This is a genomic window from Athalassotoga sp. (assembly GCF_049965695.1).
GTDB lineage: Bacteria > Thermotogota > Thermotogae > Mesoaciditogales > Mesoaciditogaceae > Athalassotoga.
In genome coordinates this window covers 13,458-34,160 of sequence record NZ_JBMFWB010000021.1, presented here as the reverse complement: position 1 = coordinate 34,160, position 20,703 = coordinate 13,458, and the positions used below count along the sequence as shown (strand labels likewise).

Sequence of the window (20,703 nt, the reverse complement as noted above, 5' to 3'; positions counted from 1 at the left end):
CAGCGTTTGTCCTGAGCCAGGATCGAACTCTCCGTCCAAACCTTACTCTTATAGCTGCCCGTTTTTCAATGAACTATAAATCCCAATTGCAAAGATTATACTATCACAAAGATACCACTTATGTCAAGAGGTCGAAGAAATTAGAGATAAACCAGCGCATAGCCAATGGCATATAGCGCATGGCGTATAGCATAAAGGGAGATTAAAAAAGCAGCATATAGCAAATAGCCTATGGCAAAAACAAGCGCGTGGCTCGTAGCGGGTGGCACGTAGAAAAAATAGTAACGCGTAATCGGTAACGAGTAAGCAGCCAAAGGCAAAAGGTGATTCCAGTTCTTCGACTGGAATGACAGACGGAGGCGGAGGGCAGGATGCCTCAAGGTGGCCTTCGCAGCGGAGCGAGGACAGACACCGAAAGGCGAATGCCGGAGCCGACGCACAAAAAGACATTAGAGATTGGATATTAGAGACTAAAAAGCAGCACATGGCCAATAGCCTATGGCAAAAACAAAACAGTGACGGGTAACGCGTAATCGGTCTTGATCAAGTATAATATACTGAATACTGTAAAAGCCGAATGCTTATTTACGTGAGGTGTTATATTGACAAATTACAAGAAAAATTTTGGCCAGAATTTCCTGATTAATCCCACAATTGCAAGCAAAATTGTGAAAGAATCCGGTGCGTCAAGAGGTGAAACGGTGCTTGAGATAGGTGCCGGAAGGGGAATTTTAACGCAATGCTTGATTGAGAAAGAAATTAGCGTAATAGCCTTTGAAATCGATAGAGAACTTTTTGAATTTTTGAAGAATAAATTTGAAGGCATGCAAGTCGAATTCATCTTTGAAGATTTTTTAAAATTTCAAGGAAAGATAAAAGCGGACAGATGTGTTTCAAACATTCCTTACAACATATCCACTCCGATAATAAAAAAACTTTTTGATCTTGAAATTCCGTCTATGACGTTGATGATTCAAAAGGAATATGCCAAAAGGCTTATGGCTAAGCCAAAAAGCAGAGATTACAATTCTTTAAGCGTTTTTGTTCAGGTAAGAAGTAAGATCGATCGACTCTTCGATGTGGATCGAAAATCATTTTTTCCATCTCCAAATGTCGATTCCACAGTTATACAAATCACAAGGACAAAAGAAATGGAAAATAAAATAAAAGACATGAAAAAGTTTGAAGAAATCGTAAAAGCATCTTTCTCCCAGAAAAGAAAGATGATAAGAAACAATCTAAAAGGTGTGGATATGATTTTAAACAAAGCAGGGATCTCTCCCACCCAAAGGGCTGAAGAGATCCCGGTAGAAAAATTCATAGAACTTTCAAATCTTTTATCCGACGACACACTTTGACCAGTTACAATTCATACAGGTAACGCAACCTTCTTGATTAACAAGTGAATTTTTGGAAAGACAAACCGGACAATATGTGTTTCCATCTTCATCTATGTAGTAGTCGTTGTACCATTTAAGGTTGTTGGCAACGACGAATTTCTCTATTTCTTCAGGACTTTTCTTTGTCCCATCAAGATGTATTATCTCTTCTTCGCCATCTGATTTTACAGATATGCCCCAGAGTTCGGCAAAATCATCTATTGCTTTTTTTATCTCTTCGGCAACTCCTTTTGCGTAATCGCCTTTGACTTTTTTGAGTTGTTCAAGTATCTCATCCATCGAAACACCTGCCCTTAGGGCAATAGATGAAAGTCTTCCTATGATCTCGGCCGTTTCTCCTCCATTAGATACAAATACTTCTATCGCTTCTCCCGAATCATCAAAACTCACCGTTATGTAAGTTGTTCCTGAATCTCCCTTGTATTTTCTTGTAACGGATCTTAAAGTTTTCTTTCTCGGCCTTGCCCTTAATTTGTGGTGTTCGTCGATCACAAAGAAATTGACCTTAGGCGCATCTTTGGTCTTAACGTTTTTGTTTGCGTTTAAAACCTGCGTCTGCAAAGAACCGTCCCTGTATATCGTTATTCCCCTGACATTCGATTTTAAGGCACGTATATAGACATCGAGTATGTCTTCAACACTTGAAGAATTTGGCATATTTATGGTTTTAGATATGTTGTTATCGACGTAATTTTGAAAGGCTTCTTGCATCTTCAAGTGCGCATCGGTGGATATATCATGACTCACGACAAATATCTTTTTGATTTCATCAGGTATTGAATCTATATTTTTAAGCGTTCCTTCATCCATTATGCGCTTTTTCATATCTTCGTCGAGCAGATCGCCTATTTTCTCAACGAGCAAATGATTAACATAGACAAGCGGTTCTTTGGTTCCATCGCTTTTATTCATGTACCGAGTATAGGCAAGCAAAAAATTGGGTTCAAGGCCGGATGATGTATCTGCTATATTTGAAATGGATCCAGTGGGAGCAACTGTCATAACAGCAACATTTCTGTGTGCTTTTGAAAGTTTTGTAAACTCTTCTCTTAATTTATCATCCATTTCAGAATTGCCCATTGCAAACGGAATGAATCCTCCATCTTTTGAATATTTACTGTGATCGTAGAGTGGAAAATTTCCCTTTTCTAATCCCAGTTCGTAGGAGGCCCTGTGAGACTCGAGTGCAAGTTCAGCCATCAAATTAGAGGCAAATTTGAAAGCATCCTCCGAATTGTAAGATATCTCCATCTTGTACAGCAAATCCGCAAAACCCATTATTCCAAGTCCCAATCTTCTCGAATTTCTAACGGCATCATCTATTTCTTTAAGTGGAAAGACGTTGACATCTATTATGTTATCAAGAAAACGAATCGCGATTTTGGCCGTTTCATCAAAAGCCTCATGATCGAAAAATCCATTGTCATAAAATTTCGCCACATCTATCGATCCGAGATTGCACGCTTCGTAAGGCGGCAAGCCGATTTCGCCACATGGATTGGTTGACTCTATCGTTCTGTAAGGATAAAGTGGGTTGTACCTGTTCATTTCCCCAAGAATTGCAAGGCCTGGATCACCGGTTTTCCATGCATTCTCGGCTATTTTTCTCAGCAGATCGCGAATTTTTATTTTTCTGACCACACCCGATTTGGGATGTGATAATTCTATTTCTTCATCGTTTTCATAAGCCGTGACGATCTTTTCTTTGTCCTTTATTCCAACGGAAATGTTGAAAAATTTCAGCACCGATTCTCCGGTATTTTCCTTCTTCGCTTCGATGAATTCTTCTATGTCCGGATGATCTATATCAAGAATACCCATCAAAGCGCCTCTTCTTTTGTAACCCTGTTCCACTACTGCTATTGCGGAATTGAAAACATGCATAAAACTCACGGGACCCGACGCGCGACCGGAAGTGCCCGCAACAAAAGTGCCTTTTGGCCTGAGAGAAGAGAAATTCGAACCAACGCCTCCTCCCACTTTTGTTATGAGGGCATAATTCTTGACAGCATCAAAGATGCCTTCTATGCTATCATCTACGGGAACGACAAAACATGCGCTTAGCATATGAAGATGATTTCTCGTTTTGTAAACTTCCTCGTAATCTTGAAGTGTCATCTCTTCGATCGGTTTTCTTAGCAGTTCATCTTTAACGCCTGTACCGGCGTTAAAAAGAGTCGGACTATTTGGAATGAAAAGCCTTGCGTTCAAAATAGAATAAAATGTTTCTTCCCATTTTTTGATGTTATCGATATTTCCAGAAGACAAAATTTCTGCCGTGGCCGTAATGCGGGCAACCCGTCTGGAAACATCCGACCAATTTTTTTCAACGTATTCACCACTTTGATTTTTCCAGAAATATCTTTCTTTGAGAATATTTTTGGCGTTATCGGTGGGTTGAATTTTAGAAAATTTTTCAATGATATCAGATAGCATAAGATCCCTCCTTGAAAGATTCTGAGATTAGTTTACCCTTTTTAAGTTACAGTCAAAAAAATCTTTTAAGACTTGTGAATGAAAGGACGTAGGTCAAAAAGAGAGGAAAGTGGAGTTTGAATTCAAAATGAAATAAGGTTTGAGAAAGTTAACTTACTTTTGATCAAAAATTCACTCCTCCAAAACCGATTTTTGCGCAATTTAAAAGAGAAAAAACGATCTTAATCTTTTAATTTTTAATCGTATTACCATTCCACAACAACGGTAATCTCACCTATGGTATCAACTTTTTCAGAAAGTTCGCATGGATTTCCACGATAGAAAGTTTGGTTCATCTTTGTCATTTCTCTTGCGATGAAAACTCTTGCATCCGGATCGAAAGTGCATATCTCTTTCAGCGTCTCTTTTATTCTGTATGGAGATTCAAAAAACACTATCGGAATTTCAATTTCATGCATTTGACGCATCAATTTCCTTAATTTCGATCCGCGCGGTAAAAAGCCGAGAAAGACGAAATGCGAAACGTTAAGACCGCTCGCCGCAACTGCACAGACAGGAGCACTCGGACCCGGAATTACATCTACAGGTATACCATTTTCATGGCATTCGTTGACAAGTTTCATTCCCGGATCGGATATGACCGGCATTCCGGCATCGCTGACAAGGGCATATTCATTACCAGATTCCATCTGCTTTACAAGTTCCGGAATCTTTTTTTGAGCATTTTTATCGTTGAAAGAGATGAGTCTTTTTGAGATTTGAAGATAACTTATGATTTTGAATGTTCTTCTTGTGTCTTCGCAAAGCACGGCATCAACAGATTTAAGAGTTTCAATGGCCCTTTGAGACATATCGGAAAGGTTGCCTATTGGCGTGGCGACGATTTTCAATCCCATACTTTTGCCTCTCGAACATATTCATCCACATCAAAAGACATTTGCAAAGGCCGAAAATCGGCATTCAAAATTTTTTGAAATCCAGATTTGATAAATTTTTTCAATTCTCCGATCGTTAAGTTTAGATATTCACCAACCGATGTCATTGAAGAATTAAGTTTTATAAGAAGTTTTTTTCTTTCAATTTCATCAAGAGAAAAACAATTGGCATATTCTTCAACATGGGAAGTTAACGGAATCGAACCGTGTTGAAGAATTTTACCATCTCTTCTTACCTGAGCACTTCCAACCAACTTTTTACCGTCTAAAACGATCTCGTAAATCGATGAAACGGCAAAGCACGCCGAAAAACGTGAATAATTCTCTTTTTTATCCTGAGATATTTCACATTTCAAACCTGCGCTTTTAAGTCCTTCAACGATTGCCTGTGAGATAAAAAGGTAAACTTCCGTCACACTTTTCGAACTCATCGACGCCGGAAGTACGATTGAGTATGTCAATTCATCGTAGTGCAAAACTGCCCTTCCTCCACTTGGCCTGCGTACAAGATCGAAATTGTGATCTTTCAAATAAGAAAAGTTTATATCCTTCGTATTTTGAAACCTTCCTATCGAAAGAGCCGGCGGATTCCATTCGTAAAATCTCAAAACAGGAATATCTTTTACATTCGAAAGCAGTCCAAGATCGTAAGCCATGTTGTTAAAACCATCCATTGCTCCTGAATCGATTAAATTCCAGATCATGGATTTTTTACCCTGTAGATAAGCAGATATCTTGATACTTCTTTTGAAGGATACATGACTTTTAAATTGACAACTCCATCAAAATAAATCACAGAATTTTTGATCGATGCATATTCGGTGGAGTCCAATTTCGCCTTGAAAATGGCAATGATCCCATTATCTTTGACAAATTCGGCAGCGTAATCGAGTGTTCTTTCAAGAGGACCTATACCCCTCGAAACGATGAGATCGAATTTTTTCTCATTTGGAACATCTTCGATTCTCGATGTTAAAACCTCAATTCTTTCCATTTTCGTCTCTTGAACTATTTGCCTTAAAAGTGCCGTTTTCTTTTGAGATGAATCGACAAGTAAAAAATCTGTACGCTTAAAATACATCGACATTGCCACCCCCGGATTTCCAAAACCTGTTCCCATGTCTAAGCAATTTTCCGGAGTAACGAGTTTTGAAAGGGACATCGATGCCAAAATAGGTTCAACGACAAAAACATACGGTATTTCTCTTGCGGAGACGGAAGTTAAAGCGTGAATACCGTTCCACTTTTCAAGTTTTCTAACGTACAAACTCAATTTGTTTATATCTTCCCGATCTATTTCTATTTGGTTTGATTTTAAAGGCCCAAAAATTTCCATTCAGTCATCGACTCCATTTTTCGATATTATGCCACTCATTATTGATTTTCTTGCGATCAAAAACACGATCAAAATAACCATTATGTTTATCACAGATCCGGCACCAAAAAGATTCCATTTTGAATATGTAAGACCATATTGGCCGACTAAATTGTACATCGTCATTGACACCGGATACAAACTCTCTGAATTGAGAAAAATCAAAGGAATGACAAAACTACTCCAACTATCGATAAACACAAAAACTATTATAGTCCATAGAGCCGGTAAACTCAAAGGCAAAGCAATTCTTACCATTCTCGTAAATCCATTTGCTCCATCAATTTTTGCCGCTTCATCGAGATTTTTAGGTAAACCAGAAAGAAATGGATAAAGCAAGAAATAAGATATGACACTTCCGTGTAAGGCGATCACGATTGAAACACCCAAAAGAGTATCAAGAAGACCCAAAAATCTAAAGGTAATTGCCAAAGGTATCATGGTATGCATGCCTGTAAAGAAAGACGAGATCAACAACAAAAAACCTATTCTTGAAGCCCGCTTTGAATGTGCGGCAGCGTAAGTGGCTGGAAAAACTGTCACCAAAACGATCGCGATTGCCATAACTCCTATTACAACGCTGTTCAAAATAGCCTGACCAAAATTGTAATTCGAAAAAAGTTCCGAAAAATTATTTAACGTTAATTCACGGGGTAAAAGGTTAGATATGGGAAGCATATTTTCTTTTGATAAACCCATAACAAAAACATTCCAAATTGGCAGAAAAACGATTATCGACCAAAACACAAGCCATGACATTTTCAAAACTTTCCAAAGCAAATCCGGTATTTTTAAGATGCTTATGTAAATTCTGCCTTCGAAAACAATCGTCAATGCCACGATAAAAGAAATCACCGCTGATATGCTCACACCTGACAATCCTGAATGGGCAACGGAAAAAATCAAATAAGCAAGATCAAAGAACGATCCGATGAGGACGAATTTTTTAAATCTTTTTGACCGTTTTTCATACATAAAGAAAGCGATTAAGTAAAACAAAGCCGGCAATATCCCGAAAAATCCTGAACCTATTCCCCAAAAATCAAAGATAATGTGGGCGATGATGATCGCCAAGATCAAATTTCTATTCTTCTTTGATGATCTGTAATTCCATCCGACGGCAACAAGCAAAAGCATTATAACCCCTATTGCCACAGAATAAGCACCGAGCACGCCGTAGTTTTGGGTGATGGAAAATTTATCATACATAAGCATGCCCAAAACCGTTGTTGCGCCAACGATCGATTTGTTTCCGAAGCCGGAGACAATGGCAGGACCTCCGGCCGTCATAAGAAAGATGGTCGAAAACTCTTTAAAAGATTCAAGGAATATTATGAATATGTAAGGAAAAACTATCGGCAAAGTTTGTGGAATGTAAACGTTGATGGCCTTTTCGAAAGAACTTGCCCCTTCCATTTCTGCAAGATCCCGCAGATGGGGTGGCAAAGTTTGAAGAGAACTCAATATGACGATTGTCATGAGAGGAATTCCAAGCCATGCAGCCACGAAAGCACTCCACAAAAATGCCGCCGGTATATTGGTACTTAAGTTAAAAGTTACATGCAAAATTCTCGAAAGAAAAGAATCTCCGCCGTATCCTTCGATAAGAGAAGTCCACGAAATAACGCTTATGTAAGAAGGAACTGCCCATGGAATGAGCACAATGGCGTAAAGCAGGCCAGAAAATTTTTTTATCGAATAAAGAGAAAGCGCTATCGAATAAGAGATCAAAATTTCCATGGCCATTGAAGTCATAGCCCAAAGAGCAGTTATTTTTGCAGAAAGTATCAGACCCGGATCCGAAAAGGAGCCTATGAGATTTTTAAATCCGACAAATTTCATCGTCGGCGGGAAAAAATCAAAAAAAGATATACCCACACCCCATAAAAACGGGAAAAAATTAACTGTGAAGAGCAAAATTGCAAGGGCAAAAGTGTAAACAGGCTTTGCCCTTACAACGAAAATCAGGAAAAATATGAGACTTACAGAGAAAAGTAGCCAAAAAAATGTCATTTAGCCTGTGAATTTATGTATTCTTGGGCTTTTGAAAGTGCCTCGTTTAAAGACATCTGTCCGGATAGGTATAGTTGCAATGCGGTCGTAATGGCATTTGAATAAGCATCGTTAAATATCGTTGTTGTGGGAAGCACAAGACCTTTTTGGGCACTGATATCCAAAACTTTGAAAGAACTGTCCGAGTTTTCGAGCGCATGCATTGCATCGATGTTTGCAGGTAATTTGTACGTTGGTTTGCAGAAGTACTCTTCATTTTTGGCAGACGTTATGTAATCGATGAATGCCTTAACGGCGGCGCTATCTTTGAAAACGACAAAACCTTTGGCATCGAATGTAGGCGGTAATGGTGATCCATCATCAAGGTTGGGATAGGGTAACACGACAAAATCGAGTTTCGAAGAAAGAAAATCGGGAATTAAAAATGATCCCTGAACAAGCATTCCGGCCTTACCGGTTTTAAAAGATTCTATCAAAGCAGACTTGTTGTACGAAAACGCTATTTTATCTACTTTAAAAATCTGATTGTAAAATTCGAACGCCTTCATGGTACCGCTGTTATCAACAATGGGAATTCCATTTTTTAAAGGCACAACGCCACCGTTGAAACCGGCATAAAAAGAATTGAAGAAGTATGACGAAGAAGAGGTCATGGCAATACCAACATGACCACTCTCTTTTATCTTGAACGCAATCTGCTCCAAATCTGAAAGTGTCCAATTGTAACCCGGAATTTGACCGTTATACATCTTTTTATTTAGATAGATAACTTGAAGATCCGCGTAATAAGGATATGCGTAAATTTTTCCATTCAATTCAAAAGATTTCGTGAATGCCTGTAAAGCATCGACACTTCCAACAGGAGTTATATCCTTGGCAGAGGCAAGCATTCCTATGACATCATTCCTAACGAGTGCCACATCAGGAAGGGCTGTGCCGGCACTTAAGGATATCTGCAATTTTTGTGTCATATCAGGGATATAGACAAAATTAACATGATAATTAGATTGTGATGCGTTGAAATCGTTGACGAGAGATTGAAATTCTTTTTGACCTTCCCAACTGAACCAAACCGTTATATCGGTCGTGGCAAAAACCAAAGTTGAAATCGTGATTACCAAAATAAACAAAATGATCTTCTTCAAATTCATCACCGTCCTTTTCAGAATTATACAACAAATTTTCTAAAAATAAAGATATACCAAACTTACTTTAAAAGTTGAATGCTTATTTAATGTGAGCGCAGCGCAGGATGCCCTCGAGATGACCTCCGCAGCGCAGCGAGGAAAACATGTTGACTTCATCTCCTTTAAGTGATATAATCTTATATGTGAAATAACTTAAATGAAAAGAGGTGAAAAAATATGTGGAGAGATGATTTTGAATACTACTCAGGATACGGCAGAGGACGCGGAAGAGGTTTGGGCCTGGGTTTAGGTTATGGTAGAGGATGCGGCTACGGCAGAGGATACGGCCTTGGATTGGGTTATGGAAGAGGATACATGACGAAGGAAGAACTCAAAGATTTCTACAATTACCAGAAGAAGAGACTCGAACTTGAACTCGAAGAATTAAACAAAGCCATACAAGACCTTGACAAAGAATGATCTAAGGCCGCAAATGCGGCCTTAGAATCTTTTAAGGAGGAAAAAAACATGAAGATAATGATTGCCGTAGATCAGCCGTCTTTAGACAGCAAGATATCAGATAGATTTGCAAGAACTGCCTATTTTTTGATCTACGATCTTCAAGATCAGAAATATCAATTCATAAACAATGACATAGAAACAAAACATGGTGCCGGTCCAAAGGCTGTCCAGTTGGCAATAGATAACAAAGTTTCAGCGATAATTTCGGCCATTCCAGGTGAAAATGCGATGGATGCCATAAAAGAATCTAAGATCAAAGTTTACGATGGAAGAGGATTCAGCGCAAAAGAGGCATTAGAAAAATTCAAGAACGGAGAACTCAAAGAAGTATGAAAATCGCGGTACTTTCAGGCAAGGGTGGCACGGGAAAAACAACCGTGGCAACGAATTTGGCCTATGTTTTGCACATGGCAGGGAAAACGATTCAATTGCTTGATACCGATGTGGAAGAGCCAAATGCACATATCTTTTTTAACGTGAATTACAACCATGAAGAAAATGTTCAGATCCTTTTGCCGGTTATAGACAGAAATCTCTGCACACATTGCGGAATATGCGCAAAATCCTGTGAATTTTCGGCGATAACAGTTTCTCCAAAATACATAATGGTCTTCGACAGTCTCTGTCATGGTTGCGGCGTATGCTCGATGGTCTGTCCGGTTAAAGCGATATCCGAAAAGCCAAAGGACATAGGAACGATAAAATTAGGCACGACAGAGGAAGGAATAATCTTTGGAGAAGGTATCATGAACATAGGGGAACCATCGCCGGTTAGAATAATAAGGCAGTTGAAAAAGCACATCGATCCTGCCGTCGATGTCGTGGTGCTTGATTCCCCTCCTGGCACTTCCTGTCCAGTTATCGAAACCGTTCATGACACAGATTTCGCTTTGCTTGTGACGGAACCAACTCCATTTGGGCTTCACGATCTCAAACTGGCCATAGAGACGACACGTGAGTTCAATGTTCCCATTGGAGTTGTCATTAACAGATATGATGGAAGTTACAAAGAGATAGAGGCATATTTAGATAAAGAGGAAATACCGCTTCTTATGACAATTCCTTACGATCCAAAAATCGCACGGGATTATTCAAAAGGATTTCTCTTTTCCAAAACACAAAATTACGCTGACAAATTTTCAGATCTTTTCGAAAGAATAGAAGTGATCGCAAAATGTTAGTCTTTCAAATGGCAATTGTAAGCGGCAAAGGCGGCACGGGAAAGACCACCTTATCGGCATCTTTTTCATATCTGGCCAAAGATAGGGTTATGGCAGATTGCGATGTTGATGCCCCGAATCTGCACATAATATTAAAGCCACAGGTAATTGAAAAGCACGAGTATTTCGGATCGAAAAAGGCCGTATTGGATCAGGAAAAATGCGTGATGTGTGGCGTGTGTGAACAGGTTTGCAGATTTGATGCCATAAAATTTGACAGCAACGGTTATTCCGTAACAGAATACGCCTGTGAAGGGTGCGGTGCGTGCACCATAGCATGTCCTGCGAAGGCTTTACAACTTGTCCAATCTTTAAGCGGTGAATATTATCTGTCTAAAACCGACAACGGCCCGATGGTTCATGCGCTTTTAAAGCCAAGTGAAGAAACAAGCGGCGATCTTATAGCCGAAGTAAGAAAACTTGCCCTTAAGGTGGCATACGATTCCCAAATTCCTCTGGTGATAATAGACGGAGCGCCTGGAATCGGATGTCCGGCAACCTCTTCGATAACATCGACGAATTACGTGATTTTGGTTGCAGAACCGACGATGAGTGGCCTTCACGATCTCCGACGCATAGTCGAGACAGTAAGACATTTCAGAATAAAGATGGGTGTTGTCGTGAACAAATACGATATAAATCCATCAAAAACTCAAGAGATTGAGGAATACTGTAAAACCGAAGAGATCGAAATTTTAGGCAAGATACCTTACGATGAGTGCGTAAAGAGAGCAACTGAAAATGCGCAGCCCGTGATCCTTTACGATTGTCTTGCATCAGATGAGATAAAGCGTGTGTGGGAAAATGTATCGTCCAAAATTTAATTATGCCAAACAGCACGTAGCGCGTGGCGGGTGACGGGTAACGCGTGATCAGTAACGAGTAAGCAGCCAAAGGCAAAAGGCGATTCCAGTTCTTCGACTGGAATGACAGACGGAGGCGGAGAGCGTGATGCCGCGAGGTGGCCGACGCTGCGCAGCGAGGACCAGGCACCGAAGGGCGAATGCTGGAGCCGACGCATGTGGAAAAAGCAAAGGATATTTGCCGAAATCAAGATTCGAAATTTAAAGTTTGTTTAACATATTTCGAATGAGAGGTGAGATTTATGCCATGGGTTAAAGAGGATCTGTGTAAAGGATGTGCAATTTGTGTAAAGGCCTGTCCCGTTGAAGGTGCAATAGAGATGAAAGATAAAAAGGCTTACATACATAACGATGTATGCACAAGATGCGGAAAATGCATGGAAGTATGTCCAACCGATGCGATAAGGCCAAATTCTGAAAATCCAGCTTTAAGAGGCTTTGGAATGGGTGGCGGAAGAGGTATGGGAAGGGGTACGGGAAGAGGATCAGGCCATGGAGAGCACAGGCATAATCCCGGTGAATGGTGATGAAATACGTCTACGGTCCGGTACCATCAAGAAGACTTGGCAGATCACTGGGAGTAAGCCCCATTCCATCAAAAACGTGCAATTACTCGTGCGTTTACTGCCAATTGGGTAGAACGGATCATTTTACAAACGTAAGAAAAGATTTTTTCGATCCTCAGGAGATCCTAAAAGAGATTTTTCAAAGTGTGGAAGAAAATAGATCGATCGATTACATAACCTTTGTGGGAGAAGGAGAACCCACGCTTTGCAAATCGATAGGATATTTGATAGATCAGGCAAAACTTACCCATTTTCCCGTTGCCGTTATAACGAACGGCGCACTTTTGTACGATGAAGATGTTAGAATGGATCTGAGAAATGCAGATGTCGTTTTGCCATCTTTGGATGCAGGCAATGAAGAAACCTTTTTAAAGATAAACAGACCCAACAAAGATATAAAGTTTGAAAGAATGGTTGAAGGCTTAAAGCAATTTTCAAAGATAAGAAAGGGGCAACTTTGGATTGAAGTAATGCTTGTCAAAGGACTTAACGACTCTGAAGAAGAAATCACAAAAATCAAGGATATTCTAAAAGATGTCAATCCGGACAGAGTTTACATAAATGTGCCAATCCGTCCTCCCGCAGAGCCATGGGCAGAAATACCGGAGGAAGAATCCATCGCTAAAGCCCATGAAATACTCGAAAGTTATGTGATAGCCGGATATGAATCTGGAGAATTCAACGTAGATCCGGATCATCTTTATGATGAAATTTTGAAGATATGCGAGCGCCATCCATTAAGGGAAGACCAGATAAAAGAAATATGCCTGAAATTCAACGTCAGGCCGGAGGAGATAATCTCGAAAATGAGAAATGACAAAAGTGTCAAAGAAATTTCCTACCATGAAAAAAGATTTTTTGTCGTTAAGCCAAAAATGGAGGGAAAAGCATGAAAGTGACCATACTGTGCAACGATATAGCAAAACCAGGTCTTTTTGCCGAACATGGACTTTCTCTTTTGATAGATGATGAGACGATTTTTGACACGGGAACGAGCGACGTTGCAGTAAAAAATGCCGGTAAATTGGACGTGGATCTTTCAAAGGTGAAAAGGATCTTTATAAGCCACGGTCATTACGATCACATCGGAGGATTGCCTTACATGCTCGCGAAAACCGGAAAGGTCGATCTTTATCTCCACAAAAAGGCACTTGTACCGAAATACTCCGGCGATCGCTTCGCCGGCTTTTCTTACCAATGGAAGGATATAGAAAAGATGGCCAACGTCCACCTTCTTGAAGGAAATTCTACCATAGATGGATTTACGATCTTAAATGATGTCCCCACCATTGAAGAAAACATAGACCCCAATTTCAAAGTTAACGGCCACCACGACCTTTTTGAAGACGAGATAAATCTCATCAAAGATGAAGTCCTTATCACCGGTTGTGCCCACAGGGGCATAGAAAACATATTTTCAAAAGCGGGCAAAGTTCAGACGGTAATGGGAGGCTTTCATCTTTTAAATTCGGGTATCGAAAGAATAAATGAAATTTCGAAAATTTTTAAGGCGGCCGGCGTGGAAGTTGTGCCCTTGCATTGTACGGGAAAGACGGCAACAGAAATTTTGAAAAAAACTCTCTCAGACAAATGTTTGATAAAGATGGCGGGAGACACGATATATATCGGCGCGTAGCGGGTAGCCGGTAGCGCGTAGAAAAGGCAGACGGAGGCGGAGAGCATGATGCCGAGAGGTGGCCTCCGCAGCAAAGCGAGGACCAGACACCGAAGGGCGAATGCTGAAGCCGACGCACAAAAAAGCATATGGCCAATAGCCTATGGCAAAAACAAAACAGTGACGCGTGATCGGTAAAACAGCTCGTAACAGGTAGCGGGTAGCGCGTAGAAAAGGCGGACAGAGGCGGAGAGCATGATGCCGAGAGGTGGCCGACGCTGCGCAGCGAGGACCAGACACCGAAGGGCAAATGCTGAAGCCGACGCACAAAAAGACATTAGAGATCGGGAAGAGAACAGTGACGAGTAACGTGTGATGAGTAAAGAGTGAAAAGTCTGTTAAATTGACAATTGAAAATTAAAAATGCGGATAAAATTTATGATGACAAAAAGGAGGAAGTTTTATGTATGAATCTCTTTTTACGAAAATAAGGTTTGGAAATCTTACTCTAAAAAATAGAATAATTTTTCCGCCGGTCTCAACAAACCTTGCCTCCTCAACTGGCGAGGTTACAGATGAGATGATATATCATTATTCCAGACGTGCAAAGGGCGGTGCGGCCCTTGTAACGATCGAAAATGCCTGTATAGATTATCCTTCAACGATGGAAGGTGCAACACAGCCGAGATTCGACGACGAAAGTTATATCCCGGGTCTGAGCCGATTGACAGAAGAGATACACAAGTACGGTGCCTTTGCCTTTGTAGAACTTACGCACCCCGGTCTTATGGGATCTCATCCTCCGATCATCGCGCCATCGGACGTTAAGTTAAGGCCAGATGGACTCCATCCCCACGTGATGACAATCGATGAGATAGAAGAGGTTGCGATGAAGTTTGCAAAAGCCGCTCTTATAGCAAAGCGTGCAGGCTTTGACGGCGTTGAAATAGAATCTGCCCATGGCCTTCTGGTAGATCAATTCTTGTCTCCTCTTGCAAACAAAAGAACCGACGAGTATGGCGGTTCAACAGAAAATAGAACTAAATTCGCAAAACTCCTCATTGATAAGATAAGATCGCTTTGCGGAAATTATCCCGTAAGTGCACGTTTAGGGGTTATAGACTACGTTGATGGCGGGATAAGGCCCGAAAAAGAGGGCGTCGAAATAGCAAAAAAGTTTGAAGAGTACGGATACGTCGCGGTTCATGCGGATGTCGGTTTCGGAGACAAGGAAAAAAGGTTAGAGCCAATGGGCTATCCACAGGCGTGGAGATCTAACCTTGCAAAGATAATAAAGGACTCAGGGGTAAAGATTCCCATCATAGCGGTTGGCATGATAAGAGAGCCAGAAGTCGCCGAAAAGATATTAAAAGGTGGTACGGCAGATATCGTTGCATTGGGAAGAACGCTAATAGCCGATCCGGATTGGCCGATCAAAACGATGTACGGCAAAGAAAAGACAATTCGCAAATGTGTCGGATGCTCCGAGTGTATAGTCTCAAGGCACATGATGGGAACTGCCATAAGGTGCGGGATGAATCCGAATGTTGGAAAGAGCGAATCGTACGAAATGCTTGTTCCTCCGGTAAAAGCCAAAAAGATCGTGATCGTCGGTGCCGGACCCGCGGGGCTTGAGGCCGCAAGGGTGTCAGCCATGAGAGGACACAAGATTGTGATCTTCGAAAGAGAAAAAGAAATAGGCGGTGTCGTTAGAATAGGATCGGTACCTCCTGGAAAGGAAAAGATGAGATGGCTAATCGACTATTACAAACAGGTCCTTGAAGATTTAAAGATCGATATCAGGCTTTCAACGCTTGCAGACGGAAAAATGGTTATGAATGAAAATCCCGATGAGGTCATTGTTGCGGTAGGATCGGATCCGCTAATTCCACCCGTTAAAGGCATAGATGGACCAAATGTGATGATCTATCCGGATATTTTGAACGGAAAATTGCCAAAAGGGAAAAAGGTGGTGGTCGGCGGAGGTGGCCTTGTAGGGTGCGAGACTGCCCTTTATCTTGCGGATAATGGCAATTCAGTTTCCATCGTGGAAATGTTGCCAGATGTGGCAATAGGAATGGAGCCTATAAGCAAATCATACCTTCTGAAGGAACTTAACGCCCATAACGTTAAGATCATCACAAATGCAAAGATAGAATCTTTGTCTCAAAATTCTGTTCAATTCAAAAAAGATGGAAAGTCTGAAGAATTAAACTTTGACAGTTTCGTTGTGGCTTTTGGAGGAAAGCCAAGAACTTTTGAAAATCTTCCCGTCCCGACGCATTTCGTCGGAGATACCGTAAGAGTTGCAAAACTTCCTGAGGCCGTAAGAGACGGATACGCTGTAGGCTTTTCAATATAAGTGAGGAGGAAAAGGATGGAAAAAGTCAAAATAGGAATAATAATATGTGATCGTTACCGTTCATGCGCTGGGGGAAAATGTTTCAGATCCCTTGAAAATCGTGAAGGAGCCTTTAGCATCTACAAAGGGAAGGAAGTTGAGGTGGTTGGATACACAACGTGTGGAGGATGTCCCGGCGGCAATATAGAATACGCTCCGGCCGAGATGAAAAAGAATGGCGTGGATGTAATACATTTAGCCACAGGTATGCTTGTCGGCTATCCTCCGTGTCCTTATGTCGATTACTTCAAAAAATTCATAGAAGAAAAATACGGCATAAAAGTTGTAGTCGGTACGCATCCGATACCACAAAAGTATTACACTACACATGTAAATCTTAAAAGTTGGGAATCACCGGAATGGAAAACGCTTTTGGCTCCAACCATGACCGATGAAAAAACGCGTTTGAATTACGATTAAGATTTACTCGAAATCTCATAACTTTTTTGCAGGCGCTTTTAAGCGCCTGTTTTTATATTTTAATAAAAATTTAACCTTAAAGAAAGATAGATAAAACTGTGATAAAGATCGAAGCGCATATTGGCAATTGAGGTGAGAAAATGAAAAGTGTAGAAGATTACCTTGATAATGCACAGTTAAGTAAACATCATTTTAAGGCCATGTTTGTGTCGGGAATGGGGTTTTTCACCGATGCCTATGACCTTTTCATAATAGGCATAGCGATATCCCTCATCGCGCCTTTATGGAAATTAGACAACGCTCAAATAGGAATGCTCGGAAGTATTTCTCTTGTATCTGCGTTAATTGGGGCAGTCGTTTTTGGCAGAATAGCGGATAGATTTGGTAGAAAGACGGTTTACGGTGTTGAGGCCATGATAATGGCCGCTGGTGCCATATTATCCGCATTCTCACCGGATTTCACATGGCTTTTGCTGTCAAGATTTTTGCTTGGAATCGGTATAGGCGGAGATTATCCGGTAAGTGCCGTTATAATGAGCGAATATTCGAACAAAAAGGACCGCGGTAAACTTGTCAGTCTTGTTTTCTCCATGCAGGCTTTAGGACTTATCGCAGGACCTCTTATTGCGCTCGGTTTACTTGGTTTGAACATCAATCAAGATTTTTCATGGCGATTGATGTTAGGAATAGGAGCGATTCCCGCTTTGATGGTTATATACTTGAGAAGACAAATCCCTGAATCTCCGCGATTTACCTCTCAGGTACTCGGCGATACACAAAAGGCGGCACAGGCAGCCTCAAAATTCACCGGCCAAAATGTGAATTTAAAGAGTGAAGAATCGTCGTGTAAGAAGCGCAGCAATCTTATGAACTTCTTCAAAAATAAAAATCTCATGATCACGCTTTTGGGAACAGCGGGAAGTTGGTTTTTGCTCGACTACGCGTATTACGGAAATACCATTTCCACTCCAATCGTGCTTAACGCACTTTCTTCTGCGATGACGCTTGAATCAAAGATACTCTACACGCTTTTGATATTTTTAATCTTTGCGGTTCCGGGATACATACTATCGATATTACTTATAGATAAAATTGGCAGAAAATCGATACAACTTATCGGATTTATGATAATGGGGGTATCCTTTTTAATGCTCGGAATTTTTCCGGCAATTGAAAAACAAATAGGCTTGTTTTTCGCCATTTACGGGATAAGTTATTTGTTCACGGAATTTGGACCCAACACCACCACCTTTGTCATGCCGTCCGAATTATTCCCCACAGAATACAGAACGACAGGTCATGGCTTTTCAGCCGGCATAGGAAAAGTAGGAGCATTTTTAGGAACTTTACTTTTCCCGATCGTAATAGCATCCATTGGATTTAATCGGACTTTCATCATCATTTCGGCCATATCTTTCGCCGGAATTCTAACGACCATGCTTTTGAAAGAGTCAAAAGGAGAAAGTCTCGAAAACGTATCAAATGTCAAAACAACCCGTTCGGTGAAAAACGAAACATAAGCAATCATCGCTGACTGCTTAATGTTTCGCCTGTTACCGTTTGTTTGACCTGAACACTTTGAACTTCTTCATTTAAAGAGGCTTTTAATGCCGCAAGGCCGACTTCAAGTTGAGCATCATCTGGTTCTTTTGTCGTGAACTTCTGAAGCCATAACCCGGGTTTTGCAAGTGCTCTGAAAAAAATATTGTCAAGGTGCTTTGCAGTCATTCTTTGAAATTCATACGCAAGACCTGCAACCACAGGTATCAAGACTATCCTTGATACTATTTTCCACCATATGTTCATCATGGGATCAATTCCACCGACGATGCTGAAGACTATTATCGCAGCGATCATCGTTATCATAAGAAAACTCGTTCCACATCTCGGATGAAGTGTCGAATATTTTCTTGCATTTTCAACCGTGAGTGCTTCTCCGGCTTCATACGTGAAGACGGATTTGTGTTCTGCTCCATGATATTGAAATACCCTTTTTATATCCGGAAACATCGCTATTATCCATATGTAAAGCAAAAATATGACAGTTCTTATTCCGCCCTCAACAAGCGCAAACCAAAAGCCATTTTGTCTCAGAGGCGCAAAAATTGATGTTATAAGCACCGGCAGTATAGAAAAAAGTCCTATCGCCATTCCAAATGCGACTAAAAGCGCAAAGAATATATCTTTCGTGGTTAGTTGAGAATTTTCGTCTCCAGATATGTTTGCGGAAAGATTCAAGGCTTTTATACCGCTTACAAGCGAATCGTAAAGGACAAAAGTTCCGCGAATAAATGGCCATCCTTTCCATCCGGTTGGCCTAACCATCTCTCCGTAATCCGAAACCGCTATTGTTCCATCTTTCTTCCTGACGGCAACGACGGTTTTGAGTCCTTTCATCATGACTCCTTCTATTACAGCCTGCCCTCCGACGCTGAGTTTATTTTCACCCTTCAACGCTTAAACCTCCCTTCATCCTGTGATTTCAAAAAACGGTGCGCCAAAGATTCTCATCTTCAGCGCACTTTGATGTTTATCTACTTTATATCTTCCTCACGATCATACATTTGAACTTGTTTGTTGATCGCTCTTTTCTTTCTGGAATGGTCCGGTTACGAATATTTTCATAGATACCCCTGTTCTTTTTTCTCCGCCTATTTCAATTTCTACAAAACCGGGTATCATGCCTATATCCTTCCCATTCTCGTTGATGAATCTTCTCGCAACTGCTATGGCTTTGACCGCCTGATTTACCGCACCGGCACCTATTGCTTGAATTTCAACCGTGCTTTCCTTGCCCAGCGCACCTGCAATTGCACCTGCAACTGAATTGGGATTTGACTTGGAACTAACCTTTAGTGTTTCCACCTTCAACGCCTCCTTGTTCGCAAGAGATAAGCTTGCCAAAATAAGAATCTAAAAGATCTTCTAATTCATCTCGATCCGTTATTCTCATAATTTTTTCCTTTAAATCATGAGAATCGGGAAGATTTTTCATGTACCTCACAAAAAACTTTCTAAATATCATTATACCACGAAAGTCATGTTCCAATATCTCCATTTCAAGATGCTTTTTTATTATATCTCTTTTTTCTTCAAAAGACGGATATGAAAATTCTCCCTTTTCAAGCAAATCTTTCGATTGTTTGAAAATCCACGGGTTTCCGATCGCACCTCTTGCAATGAAAATATAATCGGCATTGGTTTCCCTGTAAGCATTCACAACGTCATACGGCGAGAAAATATCCCCGGACACGCCAACTTTTATCTTCAAATTTTCTTTCAAAATTTTTGCCGGCGTCCAATCTGCCTTTCCAGCGTACAATTGTTCGACTGTTCTTCCATGAATTGTGACCAAAAATGCGCCGCCTTCGGCCGCAGCCTTCGCAACATCCAAAAAGTTCTTTTGATCTTCCCATCCGATTCTAATCTTGACGGAAACCTTCGATCCGGTTGAAACTATTGCTTTGACTATATCTCTCAAAAGTTCAGGTTTTCTCATCAAAGACGATCCATATCCACGTTTTGTGACCTTATGGACCGGGCAGGCCGCATTCACGTCTATCCAAAGTGATTTATCTTTGACCTGTTCTGCGGCCTTCGCGAAGATCACAGGGTCATTGCCAAATAACTGAATTACACTCTTATCCTCTCCTTCAGGCAGCATGGCAATTGTTTTTCTGTTTTTTCTTACAAGTCCGTTTACACTTATCATCTCGGTAAAAGTTAAATCCGCACCCATCGATGCACATAGTTTCCTGAAACTCCTGTCTGTTACACCCGCCATCGGCGAAAGAGCCGTTATCAAAAGTA

The 20,703-nt window shown here is 40.8% G+C and carries 20 protein-coding genes; 11 read left to right on the top strand and 9 right to left on the bottom strand.

Annotation, left to right across the window (positions count from 1 at the left end; genetic code table 11):
* Window positions 1-602: 602 nt before the first annotated feature.
* Window positions 603-1,358: a 16S rRNA (adenine(1518)-N(6)/adenine(1519)-N(6))-dimethyltransferase RsmA gene (rsmA, locus tag ACP5NR_RS07310; RefSeq protein ID WP_428005489.1), complete on the top strand. Its 756-nt coding sequence runs from the start codon at window positions 603-605 to the stop codon at window positions 1,356-1,358.
* On the opposite strand, the gene ACP5NR_RS07305 is transcribed toward rsmA, so the two are convergent.
* The 6 genes from ACP5NR_RS07305 to ACP5NR_RS07280 all read right to left on the bottom strand — a co-directional run bounded on the left by ACP5NR_RS07305 (window position 1,338) and on the right by ACP5NR_RS07280 (window position 9,304).
* Entirely contained in the window at window positions 1,338-3,836 is a 2,499-nt protein-coding gene (locus ACP5NR_RS07305) for an adenosylcobalamin-dependent ribonucleoside-diphosphate reductase (RefSeq protein WP_428005488.1), read from the bottom strand. The genes rsmA and ACP5NR_RS07305 overlap by 21 nt on opposite strands.
* A gap of 245 nt (window positions 3,837-4,081) precedes the next feature.
* A complete protein-coding gene (gene rsmI / locus ACP5NR_RS07300) occupies window positions 4,082-4,732 on the bottom strand; it encodes a 16S rRNA (cytidine(1402)-2'-O)-methyltransferase (RefSeq protein ID WP_428005487.1) in 651 nt (216 codons plus the stop codon).
* Window positions 4,723-5,475 carry a lipoate--protein ligase family protein gene (locus ACP5NR_RS07295; protein ID WP_428005486.1) on the bottom strand — a complete coding sequence of 251 codons (753 nt, stop codon included), beginning with the start codon at window positions 5,473-5,475 and terminating at the stop codon, window positions 4,723-4,725. Before ACP5NR_RS07295 ends, rsmI begins: the two co-directional genes overlap by 10 nt.
* A complete protein-coding gene (rsmG, locus tag ACP5NR_RS07290) occupies window positions 5,472-6,107 on the bottom strand; it encodes a 16S rRNA (guanine(527)-N(7))-methyltransferase RsmG (protein WP_428005485.1) in 636 nt (211 codons plus the stop codon). Before rsmG ends, ACP5NR_RS07295 begins: the two co-directional genes overlap by 4 nt.
* A complete protein-coding gene (locus ACP5NR_RS07285; protein WP_428005484.1) occupies window positions 6,108-8,159 on the bottom strand; it encodes an ABC transporter permease subunit in 2,052 nt (683 codons plus the stop codon).
* Window positions 8,156-9,304 (bottom strand): sugar ABC transporter substrate-binding protein, encoded by a 1,149-nt coding sequence (locus ACP5NR_RS07280; protein WP_428005483.1) that lies wholly within the window; start codon window positions 9,302-9,304, stop codon window positions 8,156-8,158. The genes ACP5NR_RS07285 and ACP5NR_RS07280 overlap by 4 nt, the downstream gene beginning before the upstream one ends.
* A gap of 219 nt (window positions 9,305-9,523) precedes the next feature.
* Between ACP5NR_RS07280 and ACP5NR_RS07275 the strand changes: the two genes are divergently transcribed.
* The 10 genes from ACP5NR_RS07275 to ACP5NR_RS07230 all read left to right on the top strand — a co-directional run bounded on the left by ACP5NR_RS07275 (window position 9,524) and on the right by ACP5NR_RS07230 (window position 18,413).
* Window positions 9,524-9,766, top strand: coding sequence for a hypothetical protein (locus ACP5NR_RS07275; RefSeq protein WP_428005482.1), 243 nt, complete (start codon window positions 9,524-9,526; stop codon window positions 9,764-9,766).
* 48 nt (window positions 9,767-9,814) lie between these two features.
* The gene (locus ACP5NR_RS07270; RefSeq protein ID WP_428005481.1) at window positions 9,815-10,141 is read left to right on the top strand and encodes a NifB/NifX family molybdenum-iron cluster-binding protein; all 327 of its coding nucleotides are present in this window, start codon (window positions 9,815-9,817) and stop codon (window positions 10,139-10,141) included.
* Window positions 10,138-10,989 carry an ATP-binding protein gene (locus tag ACP5NR_RS07265; protein ID WP_428005480.1) on the top strand — a complete coding sequence of 284 codons (852 nt, stop codon included), beginning with the start codon at window positions 10,138-10,140 and terminating at the stop codon, window positions 10,987-10,989. Before ACP5NR_RS07270 ends, ACP5NR_RS07265 begins: the two co-directional genes overlap by 4 nt.
* Window positions 10,983-11,852: an ATP-binding protein gene (locus ACP5NR_RS07260; RefSeq protein WP_428005479.1), complete on the top strand. Its 870-nt coding sequence runs from the start codon at window positions 10,983-10,985 to the stop codon at window positions 11,850-11,852. Before ACP5NR_RS07265 ends, ACP5NR_RS07260 begins: the two co-directional genes overlap by 7 nt.
* 281 nt (window positions 11,853-12,133) lie before the next feature.
* Window positions 12,134-12,418, top strand: coding sequence for a DUF362 domain-containing protein (locus ACP5NR_RS07255; RefSeq protein ID WP_428005478.1), 285 nt, complete (start codon window positions 12,134-12,136; stop codon window positions 12,416-12,418).
* Window positions 12,418-13,350 carry a radical SAM protein gene (locus ACP5NR_RS07250; RefSeq protein ID WP_428005477.1) on the top strand — a complete coding sequence of 311 codons (933 nt, stop codon included), beginning with the start codon at window positions 12,418-12,420 and terminating at the stop codon, window positions 13,348-13,350. The genes ACP5NR_RS07255 and ACP5NR_RS07250 overlap by 1 nt, the downstream gene beginning before the upstream one ends.
* A complete protein-coding gene (locus tag ACP5NR_RS07245; protein ID WP_428006199.1) occupies window positions 13,347-14,093 on the top strand; it encodes an MBL fold metallo-hydrolase in 747 nt (248 codons plus the stop codon). The genes ACP5NR_RS07250 and ACP5NR_RS07245 overlap by 4 nt, the downstream gene beginning before the upstream one ends.
* 442 nt (window positions 14,094-14,535) lie before the next feature.
* Entirely contained in the window at window positions 14,536-16,434 is a 1,899-nt protein-coding gene (locus ACP5NR_RS07240; RefSeq protein ID WP_428006198.1) for an FAD-dependent oxidoreductase, read from the top strand.
* Between the two features lie 15 nt (window positions 16,435-16,449).
* On the top strand, window positions 16,450-16,893 hold the full coding sequence (locus ACP5NR_RS07235) for a CGGC domain-containing protein (protein WP_428005257.1): 444 nt from the start codon (window positions 16,450-16,452) through the stop codon (window positions 16,891-16,893).
* A gap of 140 nt (window positions 16,894-17,033) precedes the next feature.
* Window positions 17,034-18,413 (top strand): MFS transporter, encoded by a 1,380-nt coding sequence (locus ACP5NR_RS07230; RefSeq protein WP_428005256.1) that lies wholly within the window; start codon window positions 17,034-17,036, stop codon window positions 18,411-18,413.
* A 4-nt stretch (window positions 18,414-18,417) separates the two neighbouring features.
* Here the strand turns inward: ACP5NR_RS07230 and ACP5NR_RS07225 are convergent, their stop codons facing one another.
* The 3 genes from ACP5NR_RS07225 to ACP5NR_RS07215 form a co-directional block, all read right to left on the bottom strand.
* Complete coding sequence (locus ACP5NR_RS07225) at window positions 18,418-19,347, bottom strand: DUF1385 domain-containing protein (RefSeq protein ID WP_428005255.1); 930 nt, start codon at window positions 19,345-19,347, stop codon at window positions 18,418-18,420.
* A gap of 102 nt (window positions 19,348-19,449) precedes the next feature.
* Window positions 19,450-19,758 (bottom strand): stage V sporulation protein S, encoded by a 309-nt coding sequence (locus ACP5NR_RS07220; protein ID WP_428005254.1) that lies wholly within the window; start codon window positions 19,756-19,758, stop codon window positions 19,450-19,452.
* Window positions 19,739-20,698 (bottom strand): tRNA dihydrouridine synthase, encoded by a 960-nt coding sequence (locus ACP5NR_RS07215; RefSeq protein ID WP_428006197.1) that lies wholly within the window; start codon window positions 20,696-20,698, stop codon window positions 19,739-19,741. The genes ACP5NR_RS07220 and ACP5NR_RS07215 overlap by 20 nt, the downstream gene beginning before the upstream one ends.
* Window positions 20,699-20,703 lie beyond the last annotated feature (5 nt).

Coding starts and splice junctions, on each gene's coding strand:
- ACP5NR_RS07305 (WP_428005488.1), bottom strand. CDS start 3,836: ATGCTATCTGATATCATTGAAAAATTTTCTAAAATTCAACCCACCGAT.
- rsmI (WP_428005487.1), bottom strand. CDS start 4,732: ATGGGATTGAAAATCGTCGCCACGCCAATAGGCAACCTTTCCGATATG.
- ACP5NR_RS07295 (WP_428005486.1), bottom strand. CDS start 5,475: ATGATCTGGAATTTAATCGATTCAGGAGCAATGGATGGTTTTAACAAC.
- rsmG (WP_428005485.1), bottom strand. CDS start 6,107: ATGGAAATTTTTGGGCCTTTAAAATCAAACCAAATAGAAATAGATCGG.
- ACP5NR_RS07285 (WP_428005484.1), bottom strand. CDS start 8,159: ATGACATTTTTTTGGCTACTTTTCTCTGTAAGTCTCATATTTTTCCTG.
- ACP5NR_RS07275 (WP_428005482.1), top strand. CDS start 9,524: ATGTGGAGAGATGATTTTGAATACTACTCAGGATACGGCAGAGGACGC.
- ACP5NR_RS07270 (WP_428005481.1), top strand. CDS start 9,815: ATGAAGATAATGATTGCCGTAGATCAGCCGTCTTTAGACAGCAAGATA.
- ACP5NR_RS07265 (WP_428005480.1), top strand. CDS start 10,138: ATGAAAATCGCGGTACTTTCAGGCAAGGGTGGCACGGGAAAAACAACC.
- ACP5NR_RS07260 (WP_428005479.1), top strand. CDS start 10,983: ATGTTAGTCTTTCAAATGGCAATTGTAAGCGGCAAAGGCGGCACGGGA.
- ACP5NR_RS07255 (WP_428005478.1), top strand. CDS start 12,134: ATGCCATGGGTTAAAGAGGATCTGTGTAAAGGATGTGCAATTTGTGTA.
- ACP5NR_RS07250 (WP_428005477.1), top strand. CDS start 12,418: ATGAAATACGTCTACGGTCCGGTACCATCAAGAAGACTTGGCAGATCA.
- ACP5NR_RS07245 (WP_428006199.1), top strand. CDS start 13,347: ATGAAAGTGACCATACTGTGCAACGATATAGCAAAACCAGGTCTTTTT.
- ACP5NR_RS07240 (WP_428006198.1), top strand. CDS start 14,536: ATGTATGAATCTCTTTTTACGAAAATAAGGTTTGGAAATCTTACTCTA.
- ACP5NR_RS07235 (WP_428005257.1), top strand. CDS start 16,450: ATGGAAAAAGTCAAAATAGGAATAATAATATGTGATCGTTACCGTTCA.
- ACP5NR_RS07230 (WP_428005256.1), top strand. CDS start 17,034: ATGAAAAGTGTAGAAGATTACCTTGATAATGCACAGTTAAGTAAACAT.